This window comes from Gilvimarinus agarilyticus (assembly GCF_000832015.1).
Classification (GTDB): Bacteria; Pseudomonadota; Gammaproteobacteria; order Pseudomonadales; family Cellvibrionaceae; genus Gilvimarinus; species Gilvimarinus agarilyticus.
This window is the reverse complement of sequence record NZ_JXCJ01000001.1, coordinates 394,184-406,798: the sequence shown is the minus strand read 5'-3', so window position 1 is coordinate 406,798 and position 12,615 is coordinate 394,184. Positions and strand designations below refer to the sequence as shown.

3 protein-coding genes are annotated in these 12,615 nt (G+C 53.1%); all 3 read left to right on the top strand.

Annotated features, from left to right (window positions below):
- The first annotated feature begins 7 nt into the window (after positions 1-7).
- The 3 genes from SD69_RS01825 (at position 8) to SD69_RS01815 (ending at position 12,574) form a co-directional block, all read left to right on the top strand.
- Positions 8-8,539, top strand: coding sequence for a putative Ig domain-containing protein (locus SD69_RS01825; RefSeq protein ID WP_157471589.1), 8,532 nt, complete (start codon positions 8-10; stop codon positions 8,537-8,539).
- Positions 8,539-10,047 (top strand): GGDEF domain-containing protein, encoded by a 1,509-nt coding sequence (locus tag SD69_RS01820; RefSeq protein WP_041521846.1) that lies wholly within the window; start codon positions 8,539-8,541, stop codon positions 10,045-10,047. Before SD69_RS01825 ends, SD69_RS01820 begins: the two co-directional genes overlap by 1 nt.
- A 127-nt stretch (positions 10,048-10,174) precedes the next feature.
- Positions 10,175-12,574, top strand: coding sequence for a putative bifunctional diguanylate cyclase/phosphodiesterase (locus SD69_RS01815; protein ID WP_052480808.1), 2,400 nt, complete (start codon positions 10,175-10,177; stop codon positions 12,572-12,574).
- The last annotated feature ends 41 nt before the right edge of the window (positions 12,575-12,615 follow it).

Genomic DNA, 12,615 nt, shown 5'->3' with positions numbered 1-12,615 from the left:
GTCGCCTGTGACGCTAAAATCAACGTTTGGCGCTGGACCTTGCCTTGCCGATAATCGTGTCGGTATTTACCTGAAGGATCGTTATTCGCCGTTAATTCCTCAGGGGAATTCATCCATGCCTGACAAGGTACACAAGCAACGACGGCCCTTGATTGAGCCACTCGAGCCGCGGTTGTTGTTTTCCGCCACGCTTGATGCCGTCTTGCTGGATGAGGCTCCTCTGGACGACCTGCTGCTGCAAAACAGCGCGAGCAGTGTCGACTTAACTCAGGTTTACGATACGGGTAAGCAATACTATGCGGAGCTAACCGGTGACGAACCGGCGATTGCACCTTTGGCCGGCTCAGAGTCTCCCGCACGTCAGGACCTAGCGAACATTATTTTTATCGATGCTCGGGTCGAAAACCCGGACACACTATTGGCCGGGTTGAGCAGCGAGGCGGTGGTGATCAAGCTGGAGGCGGCGGACGATGGTGTGGCGCAAATCACAGCTGCGCTGAGTCAGTATCAAAACATCGAGTCGGTGCACATCCTCTCTCACGGCAACGCTGGCGCCGTGCAATTGGGCAGTAGTCAGCTCAATGATGCCACGATAGAAGGCTACCATAGCGAGCTGCAAACCTGGCGGGATGCGCTGGGGGGCGACGCCGATATACTGTTGTACGGCTGCGACTTGGCGGCCACCAGTGCCGGCGTTGCCATGCTCTCGCGTTTAGGTGATTTAACCGGCGCGGATGTTGCGGCCAGTGACAATCTCACCGGGCACAGTGACAAAGGCGGTGATTGGATACTGGAGTATCAGCGCGGCGACATCGAAAGTAACGTTGTTATCAGTCAGACAACACAACAAGTATGGCAAGGTCGTTTGGCCGATACCCATTACATACATGTAACCGCCGGCAATACTGAGCTTAATGTGTTGGCCAATAATGATATTGGCCAGCAGTTTATCTACGATAGCGCAAACTCCACTTATAACGTCAATGAAATTTCGCTCATGTTAGCGCGCTATGCCAGTACTGTAGATCAGACGATTACGGTACACATTAGTGACAGTTGGGACGGCGCGGTACTGGGCAGCGGGAGTATTGCCTCAAGCCAAATTAGCGACGTAGGTTACGAGTGGCACAGCTTCGATTTAGGGGATACACCACTTAACGACAATCAGTCTTACTATATCCGTATCAGTACCGACTCTGGCTCAGATGATCCCGATAGCAATATTCTGGTTAGCGCTCATAGCAGCAACCGTTACAATAACGCAACGTTACTAGAAGCAGGCGTGGAAAATACCGAAGGGTGGGACCTGGCATTCAAGGTGAGTGAGGAAGACGGTAACAATGCGGCGCCAATAGTCAGCAACAATATCGCCAACCAGACCCGTTACGAAGATGTTGCCTACTCTTTTACCGTGCCTTCAAATACATTCTCGGATGCCGACAGTAACGATACGCTGCGGTATCGCGCACAGCTTGCCGGTGGCGGTGATCTCGACTGGTTAGTGTTTAACCCGATCACGCGAGAGTTCTCTGGTACGCCGCGTGCCGATGACGTTGGCGTAATGTCAGTAGAAGTTATTGCGACGGATAATCATGGCGCCTCAACCTCCGAGTTTTTTGATATAACCATCAACAACACCAACGACGATCCGTTTGTTCGGTTTCCGTTAAAGGATCAAGCCGCCACCCAAGATACCCCTTTTAGCTTTACTATCCCGGCAGACGCCTTTGGTGATGAAGACCCGGGTGCCAGTCTCACTTATCATGCAGAATTGTCTGGCGGTGGTGCGCTGCCGAGCTGGTTGATGTTTGACGAAGCGTCGCGCACTTTCAGTGGGACACCCGCTGCTTCAGATGTTGGCTCTGTCACCATTAATGTTACCGCGGATGATGGTGAGGGCGGCACGCCGGCACAAGATAACTTTGAAATTGTTGTTACCAACCAAACTGATGACAGCCATGATGTCTACGAGGCTACCGGCCCTACAGCCACTGGCACTGGAGTGGCGGCGGGCATGGATGTCTATCAAAGCTTTTCCGACATTGACGGCAGTGGCAGCTATGTTATTGACACTTTGGCCGTACAATTGCGAGTGAATACGGCGGCGGCTGATCAAACCCCGCAAACGTTAAACATAGAGATACTAGAGGATATTAACGGTGTCGCCCTGGCAGCGGCGTCGCGCTCTTCGGCGGGGCTGACCGACTCATTTACGTGGGAAAGTTTTACCCTGCCGGACGTGACGTTAAACTATGGTCAGACCTATTACATTAAGTTAACCGCCAGCGGCGGTGCAGCCGATCCGCTTGTTTTTGTGGGTATTCACGATAGCAATGTATACCCCAATGGCTCCTATCTGAATCATAATCAAGTGGCCGATACGACACGGGATCTCGCGTTTCAGGTCAGCCACACTTTTAATCAAGCGCCAGCACTTTTGAATCCGGCTGAGGATCAGCTAACCGAGCAAGACCAACCGTTTCAATACACCCTGCCTGCCAATATGTTTACCGACCCGGATGCGGGCGATACCTTGACCTATACGGTACAGCGCGAGGGCGGAGGGCACATGGGTTGGATTAGCTACAATGCGGCAACACAAACCCTTTCAGGCACACCAGCGGCGCACGATGTCGGTGTTACTAATATCGAAGTGATTGCCACTGATAATCATGGTAAGTCCACCTCGGATGTATTTACCGTGCAAGTAGCGGCATCTAACGCCGCTCCGGAGATCGCGAATCCGATATCAGATCAAAATACCGCTGAGCATAGTTTTTTCGATTTTACATTTGCCGCCGATACGTTTAGTGATGCCGATGGTGATCCACTCACCTATACGGCAAAATTGGCGAACGGCGACAACTTACCTGCGTGGTTAACCTTTGATGCCGATAACCGACGCTTTTATGGTACTTCGGGCGAGGGCGATGCCGGTACCTTAGTCATTGATGTGTTCGCTAGTGATGGGCGCGGTGGTATTACCGACGAGTCATTTAACCTCGTGATTGCCAATACCAATGACGAGCCAACCACTGAAAATCCGATTGTCGATCAATATGGGGCCGAGGATAGTTTCTTTGATTTTACCTTTGCCGCAAATAGCTTCAGTGATATCGATGGCGATAGCCTAAGCTATAGTGCGCGGCTAGCGAGTGGCGCAAGCCTGCCACCTTGGCTATTGTTCGACGCGGAAAATCGCCGATTTTACGGAACACCCGGTGAGTCCGACTCGGTGACCTGGAACATTGATGTATTTGCCGATGACGGGAACGGTGGCATAGCTCAGAGTTCTTTTAGTATCATCATTGTCAATACCAATGATGACCCGCATTTAGAACACCCGCTGCCCGATCAAACCGCCAACGACAACGAAGCCTTTAGTTTTACTTTCGCCGAGAATACCTTTGGCGATTCAGATCTCGACAGCCTTACTTACAGTGCCCGTCTCTTGGGTGGCGCAGCGCTCCCCAGCTGGTTAAGTTTTGACGCGGGCAGCCGAACCTTTAGCGGCACGCCCTCGACTCCCGATATTGGTAGCCTCGAGATTCAGGTAACGGCGGATGATGGCAACGGTGGTACTCCGGCAACCGATACCTTTACGCTGACAGTTGTTGATACTAACGATGACCCACAGCTTAGCAGCAGCATTGCCAATCAGACCGCGCCTGAAGATGCCTATTATTCATTTCAGTTTTCAGCTAACACCTTCAGTGACCTTGATGGCGATGCGTTAACGTACAGTGCCGAGCTAACAGGCGCGGGAGCACTGCCCGCCTGGTTATACTTCGATGCAGCAAGCCGTACCTTTAGCGGCACGCCGGGTGGGGCTGATATTGGCACCATTTCGGTGACTGTGTTTGCCGACGATGGTCAAGGCGGCACACCCGCGAGCGAAACGTTTACTCTTGAAGTCACTAATACAAACGATGACCCCGTTGTCGCCAATGCTATTGCCAACCAAAATGCCACCGAGGACGCCGCGTTTAGTTTTCAGTTTGCCGACAATACCTTTCATGACGACGATGGCAACGCTCTAAGCTACAGTGCGCAGCTGGCCGGTGGCGCAAGCTTACCCGCCTGGTTGCAGTTTGATAACGCCAGTCGCACCTTTAGTGGTACGCCAACCAATGCCGACGTGGGGAGTATTATCGTACAGGTAATGGCGGATGACGGTCAGGGTGGGCAAGCGGCACAAACAAGTTTTGCGATTCAAGTTGCCAACAGCAACGACGACCCGGTGTTAACTAGCGCCATTGCCGATCAGGTAGCCCATGAAGACTCGGCGTTTAGTTTTCAGTTTGCCAGCACGAGCTTTACCGATGACGACGGCGATGCCTTAACCTACAGCGCCACCTTAGTGGGCGGGGGTGCGTTACCGGCATGGTTAAGCTTTGATGCCGCCAGTAGAACATTTAGCGGTACTCCCGCGAATGCCGATGTTGGTGTAGTGAGCGTTGTGGTTAGTGCCAGCGATAATCATGGCGGCGCGAGCGCGCAAGATGTATTTGATATTGTCGTCAACAATACCAACGATGGGCCGGTAGTTGCCAATGCTATTGCCGACCAAAACGCCACTGAGGATACACCCTTTAGTTATCAGTTTGCCGAAGACACGTTTTTTGACGTAGATGGTAATACACTGAGCTATACGGTAGCCCAGCTTGGTGGCGGCGCGCTGCCTGGCTGGCTGCGCTATGACGAGCTTACCCGCACCTTTAGCGGCACCCCTACAAACGCCGATGTGGGTAGCGTCAGCATCGCCGTAACCGCCTCCGACGGCTCCGCGAGTATCACCGATAGCTTTGATATCAATACCACCAACACCAATGACGAGCCGTTGCTGGTTAATTCAATCGCTGATCAAAACGCCACGGAAGACAGCGTCTTTAGTTTTCAACTGCCAGACAATACCTTTAGCGATGAGGACGGAGATACGCTGTTTTACAGTGCGAGCCTTGGCGGCGCAGCACTGCCCGCGTGGCTTAATTTTGATGCGGCGACCAGAACGTTTAGTGGCACACCGCTTAACGCCGATGTGGGCAGCCTGAACATTACCGTTAGCGCTTTTGATAGTTCCGGCGCCAGTGCCAGTGATACCTTTACACTCACGATCGACAACACCAACGATGCGCCGGAGCTTGCTCGTGCCATTGGCGATCAGAGCGCGACAGAGGGCAGCGCATTTAACTTTCAGTTGCCAGCCGATACCTTTACGGATGTTGATGGCGATACACTGTTGTACAGCGCACAGCTGGTCGGCGGCGGTGCCTTGCCGGTGTGGCTTAGCTTCGATGCCAGCAGCGCCACCTTTAGTGGTACCCCAACCAATGCCGATGTTGGTTCGGTAAGTATTGAGGTGGTGGCCGCAGACGGTGAAACCTCTGTGAGTGCTACCTTTGAGTTACGGGTACTCAACACCAATGATGACCCAGTCGTCGACAAGGCTATTGCTGATCAAAACGCCATTGAAGATACGCCGTTTAACTTTCAGTTTGCGGCGGACACCTTTGCCGACGCCGATGGTGACACACTCAGTTATAGCGCCCGCTTGGTGGGCGGCGCTGCGTTGCCCGCTTGGCTACAGTTTGACGCCGGTAGCCGCACTTTTAGCGGTATACCCGGCAATGAGCATGTGGGAAATCTTAGTATCGAGGTGCTGGCGTTTGATGGCAACAGCTTGGTCAGTGATACCTTTGATATACGGGTACTCAATACCAATGACGATCCGGTGTTGGCGCAGGCACTAAACGATCAGTCGGCGCAAGAAGATCAGTGGTTCAGCTATCAAGTTCCAGCGGGCAGCTTTAGCGATGCCGATGGAGATACGCTGCGCTACAGTGCTCAGCTTGCCGGAGGCGAATCTCTGCCGGGCTGGTTACATTTTGACAGCACTACACAAACCTTTAGCGGGACACCGGGCAACGCTGACGTGGGTACAGTGACGGTAACCCTGCAAGCGAGTGACGGTTACGGCGGTATTGATGCCAGTGCCAGTTTTGCGATTGTCGTGGCCAACAGCAACGATGATCCACAATTAACTAACCCTCTCGCCGATCAGTTTGCTACAGAAGACTCTGCTTTTAGCTATCAGCTACCGCTTGATACTTTTACTGATGACGACGGCGACTCGCTGCATTACAGTGCCTTTAGCGCCGGTGGCGATCCGCTGCCGGCGTGGTTAAGCTTTGATGCCATAAGTCGCACCTTTAGCGGAACACCGGGCAACGACGACGTGGGCGTGATTCGAATCGACGTTTACTCCAGCGATAACAACGGTGGCGCAGTGGCTAGCGACAGTTTTCAACTTACTGTCATTAATAGCAACGACGGGCCGACAGTCGTGGAGCCTTTGCAGGACCAAACCGCTCGGGAAGACAGTCCATTTTACTACCAGTTTGCGGCTGACAGTTTTTATGATGCCGATGGCACTGCGTTGAGCTATTCGGCGCAGCAGGTGGGCGGAGCGGCTCTACCCGATTGGCTTCACTTTGATGTGTTAACGCGCACGTTTAGCGGCACTCCCGACAATAATGATGTGGCGACTTTACAGCTGGAGGTAACCGCTTCGGATGGTGTTGCCAGTGGCACCGACTCGTTTACGCTGCAGGTGCTAAACAGCAACGATGCACCGCGCTTAAATGTATCGCTTAGTGATCAGACGGCACTGGAAGACAACGCGTTTCGCTATCAACTCGTCGCCGATAGCTTCAGCGATGACGATAATGATGTGCTGCGCTACGTGGCGCAGCTTGCCGGTGGCGACGCGCTCCCGGCTTGGCTGAGTTTTGATGCGACAACCTTAACCTTTAGCGGTATGCCTGCACAGGGTGACAGCGGTGTACTCAGTGTTGTGGTCAGCGCCGATGACGGCAATGGCGGCGTGGCGAGCGGGCCGTTTACGTTAACCGTGCTGGATCAAAATGACGGGCCATTACTGAGCAGCCCACTGGCCGATCAATTTGTCAGTGAGGGCTCTGAGTTTCTGTTTCAGCTGCCGGGTAATACCTTTTTCGACCCAGACGGCGATGAGTTAACGGTTTTTGCCAGTTTAGCCGGCGACCAACCCCTGCCCGATTGGTTGAGCTTTGATCCTATCAGTCAAACTTTTAGCGGTACGCCAGGAGCCGGAGATGTTGGCGCGTTGGAGGTTGTGGTTCGCGCCAGCGACGCTCAGGCGCACGCGCTCGATCACTTTATACTAACCGTTGCCGGAACCGTTCGCGGCGATCTAGCCTTAGAACCGGTTACTGTTGACGAAGACGCGCCGGCGCACCATGTGAGCCTCGCCGATCAGTTCTATCGCGCGCTCAATAGCGAGGCGTTGAGCTTTAGTGTGATCAGTAACAGCAACCAATCGCTGTTTAATGATATCAGTATCGATACGCAAACCGGCGAGTTAAGGCTTGAGTATGCTCGCGATGCCTTTGGCCAAAGTGAATTGCACATTCAGGCGCAAAGTATCACAGGCGAAACGATTAACGCTGCGCTGACGGTGGTGGTATTGCCGGTCAATGACACACCGGTGGTAACGTCGGACGCGCAAACCACGGTGGTTACCACGGCCGATACTCACGCTTATCCCGTTAGCCTGTGGGGCAGTTTTTTTGATGTAGAGGACGGGAAAAACCTCAGTTACTCGATTAGTGCTAATAGTAATCCGGCCGTGGCTCAGGTGACAGCCGTCGATTCGGATACAGGAGTTTTGATTTTATCTACCAGCGCTAACGGCGGTACTAGCTCGCTTACCGTGCGCGCGACCGACAGCGAGGGTGCCTGGCAAGAGCACACACTGCTTATTGATATTCGTGCCGTCGAGCCGGATGGTGCTTCGGGCGAGGACGAAGACGAATCCACAGACCTGGACAATACTAATGTGGTAGCCTCGCCCGAGCGCCCCGATCCGACACCAGTGATACCGGAGCTCGAGCCAGAGCGCGAACCGATCGTGACCCAAACGGGTGGCCCCGATACCGATGTTCTGGAAACGCAAACGCTTGATCGAGAACCCTTAATTGTGCTGCCGGATGCTGACGATCTGTTTCGGTACGATACAGGGCGTGATGATGATCGCGATACCGCCGAGGTGGTCAATGATCATGTTGATCGCCAGGCTCAGTTGCGTGAACAGAGTAGTCAGCAATTTGAGTTAATAGGCTTGGATCCGTCGGCCAATACCCATTTAAGCTTGCAGGATATTGCCGACTTTAGTCGCGCGGTGGATGAGTCGCGCAAACAAGTTGAGCAGGCCTTTTTGGAGCAGCAAAAACAACAGGAAATGATCGCCGCGGTATCGCTATCGCTCGGTACGGGTTTGATCTTGTGGGCGCTCAGGGCGAGTAGCTTATTGTTTGCGCTGTTTTCAGTGTTGCCGCTGTGGCGCGGTGTTGATCCATTACCTATCTTAGAGAATGTCGAAAAGAAAAAGAAACAGTTGGCAAAACAGAAAAAAGACCGCAAAACGGAAGACAGCAGTGCTGGAGAAGTGGGCTACCTATTTGATCACGATGTATCGGCTAAGCCACAGGACAATTCATAATGCTATCTATTTCACCCGCGGTGCGCTTAAGTTTTGGCTTGATGGTGTTAACACTTTCCATTTTGCTGTTTGCCTCGGCGCTTGGGTTGACCCCCAATACCGACAAAAATCAATTGCAGGCGCGCCAAGCGTTATCTCAGACCTTGGCGTTTCAGGCCTTGGTGGGTTACTCGCGCAATGACCGGGTCTTAGTTGAGCAGGTGTTGGGTAATGCTGTTACCTCAAATACGGATTTGTTATCAGCCGCTGTACGCCGTGCCGAGGGGGATTTTTTTTATCGTACCAAGGCTCACGCTGCACTTTGGCCAAACGATACCAGCAGTGAATCGACGCCGCGGTTCGTCACGGTGCCGCTATTGCTTGGGGGCGCTACTATAGGGACGTTGGAGCTGGCTTTTGAGCCACTTGGTCAATCCGATATTAGCTACTTCGGGTTGCCGCGACAGTGGTTGTTGTTCATTTTTTTGGTGGTTGCTGCGTTTATTAGTTACCGGCTTTTTATCGGCCGCGCCCTGCGTTACTTAGACCCAAGCTCAGTGGTACCGGCCCGTGTTCGCAATGCACTGAATGTGCTGGCAGAAGGGGTGTTTATCCTCGATCGCCGGGAGCATATTGTGTTGGTTAACACGATATTGTCGGACCGCTTAGGGGTTGACGAAAAACGCCTGCTGGGGCGCAAAGCCGCAACCTTGGGTTGGCGGGCGGACGACTCTAATGTCGAACACCTGCCTTGGTCGCAAGCTTTGGAAACCGGAGAAAAAATGGTTGGTGTGCGGCTGACCTATGCGGCGCCCGATGGCCGTATCTGTGTATTCCGTGTCAACGCCGTGCCGATCTTTGATAATAAAGGCCACAGTCAGGGCGTTATTGCGAGTTTTGATGACGTTTCAGAGCTTGAAGAAAAAAACAGCCAGTTAGAAATTATGTTAACGGAGCTGGCGAGTGTGCAGGCCGCCATCGAAGAAAAGAATCGCTCGCTGGAGCACATGGCGGCACACGATCCGTTAACGGGCTGTTTTAACCGGCGTGCGATGCGGGAAAAGTTAGATGAGGTGTTTGAGGTTGCCAGTGTTAAACGCAGCCCTTTGAGCTGTATTATGTTGGATATCGACCATTTTAAACGTATCAATGATACGTATGGCCATACAATGGGCGATGAGGTGATTAAATTGGTGGCCGATGTGTTGCACGAACAAGTGCGCGGCAGTGATTTTGTAGCCCGCTTTGGTGGCGAAGAGTTTTGCATAATCTTACCGGATACCGATATTGAGCATGCCGAGCAGATTGCGCAGCGCTGCCGTCAGGCCATAGAGCAAAGCGAGCATAAAGGGGTGAAAGTTACCTCTAGTTTTGGCTTGGCATCATTACAAATAGGTATGTCCAGTGCGGGGGAGTTAGTGAATCAGGCCGATGAAGCGCTTTATTACTCTAAGCAACACGGCCGAAATCAAGCCAATCGTTGGCAGAGCTCAATGGCCAATGCCGTTACCGCCGGGGGTGGCACTTAAATTTAAAAAGTTGCCGCAGGCAGGAGCTCAAAGGTTTATGGTATTAACCCGAGTTTGATGCTTAACTGCAAGGTAGGTGACTGACATTTGACGTCGGACATAGGCGCGGGAGGCTCCTATAAAAACCATGAAGTTTTGGGCAAACAACGTACGTTTAAAGCTGCTTGGGCTGGTTTTGGCGCTGGTTGGGTTACTGGCCTTAGCGGTGTGTTTTAGCTTGTTGGTGGTACAGGTGCAGGCCGCTGCTGCCGCCTACTTGGCTGGCCAAAGTATTTGGTCCCGGGCGCAGCTGGGTACCGTATACGAGCTTGAGCGCTACTCGCGCGAAGGCGAGCCCGAGCAATTGCAGCGTGCCCGACAATGGCTTGCCGTTATTCAGGCTGATCAGCGTGCCCGTGAGGGTATTGAAACTGACGCGTTAACAAATGCGCAGATAACCCAGGCGTTTATTGCCGGACGCAACCACCCCGACGATATACCTTCAATGATTTGGTTGTACCGCTGTTGTAATGACGTGGGCCACTTGCGGCGTGCAGCTGAGATTTGGCGCGAGTCCGACGCACACGTAGCGGCCTTAGAGCAGGTTGCCAATCGGTTAGAGCGCCAGTGGCAATCGGGTAACACGGATATGCAGGCGCAGGTTGCGCTGCGTAAGCAGTTGAGCTTTTTGAACGTTCAACTCAACCGGCTCACTGAAGAATTTCGCGGTGCTATGAGTCATGCGGCGCGCTGGATGACGACGTTCTTATCGTTAGCCAGCTTATTGTTTTTTCTGTTTATCGCGCTGTTAGTCTGGTGGCTTGGCTGGATACTGATGCGCACTTTACAGCGCACGCAAGAAAGCTTCCAAGCTATTTTTGAGCAAGCCGAAGTGGGCATGATTCAACTTGATGAACACGGCAATATCCTCGATGTTAATCCGGCTATCTGTAAAACCCTTAACTACTCCCGCGAGCAGCTAACACGCCTGAACCGGGTCGACTTGGTTTACCCGGAGGATTGGGGGCTGGGGGCTGAGCGTCGCGAGCAAATGCGCACGGGCGATATTGATAGCTACACGATTGAGCAAAGGCTGGTTAAGGGGGTTGGTGGTGTTGTGTGGGCGCGAATGACAGTTTCGCGGATTACCAGCGATATGGACGGCGAGCGATTATTTGCCATTATTGAAGACGTTTCCGAGTCGCGGCGTTTATCGGTCGAATTGAGCTACCAGGCCACTCATGATGCTCTCACCGGAATTCATAACCGCCGCGCCTTTGAGCGGCGGCTGTCCATTGTGCTGGCTGAAGCCCGCGCCGAGCAGCTGCAGCATGCGCTGCTTTTAATTGACCTCGATCAGTTCAAGGTGGTCAATGATACCTCCGGGCATCACGCCGGTGACCGGCTGTTGCAGCAGGTGGTCGACTTATTACGCCGTACCTTGCGCGAGCACGACATGCTGGCCCGCTTGGGGGGCGACGAGTTTGCTGTGATTTTGGAGAACTGCGGCCTGGATGTCGCCGCGCGCGTGGCCGATAAGTTGCGCAGCGAGCTAAGCGGCATGACATTCGTATGGGAGCAGCGCCGCTACGATTTAACCTGCAGCATCGGTGTCATACCAGTGTCAGCCGCTACCCCGGATACCGAGCATTTACTGAGTGCCGCTGACATCGCTTGCTATCTAGCCAAAGAGCAGGGCCGCAACCGGGTGTATATTTCGGAGCTGGACGATCAGCAGCATAAGGCCCGTCAGGGCGAGATGGAGTGGCTTAACCGCATACGGGGTGCCATCGCCGAGAGCCGTTTGTTTTTGGATGCTCAGCTTATTGTGCCCACCCGCCCAGGCCTCGGAGGTTTGCGCTACGAGGTGTTAGTGCGGCTAAAAAGCGAACAGGGCGAAGTCGTACCGCCGGGAGTTTTTCTACCAGCGGCCGAGCGATTTGGGGCCGCCTACGCCATTGATCGGTGGGTTATCGAGCACACGTTTAGCCAGTTGGCGAGTCACCCGGAGCACCTCTATCAGCTGGAGTCCTGTCATATCAATTTGTCGGGAGTGTCTCTCGATCAGTCCGATTTATATGATTTTATCGTGGGTATGTTGGAACAGTACGCCATACCGGCCGAGAAAATTTGTTTTGAGGTGACCGAGACCGCCGCGGTTAACAACCTGGCCGAGGCTATTAAATTTATGGAGCAATTGGGGCAAAAAGGCTGTCACTTTGGCCTGGATGACTTTGGCACCGGGTTATCATCGTTTAGTTACCTGCGTCGCTTGCCGATTGATGATTTAAAAATTGACGGCGTATTTGTGCGCGATATTGACCGCGATGAGACGGATCTGGCGATGGTGCGGGCGATTAATGAAATCGGGCAAACCCTGCACAAAAAAACCATTGCCGAATTTGTCGAGAACCAGGCAATTTTTACCCTGCTAATGGAGATGGGAGTCGACTTTGTACAGGGCTTTGGGGTGCATAAACCCTGTCGTTTTAGCAAATTGCTGGCGACGCCCGATCCGCTCACATTGGTACAGATACCACCACAGTAGCTCGCAAGCCCGGGGGTGACCTTTAGCGGCCCAGTGTTTAG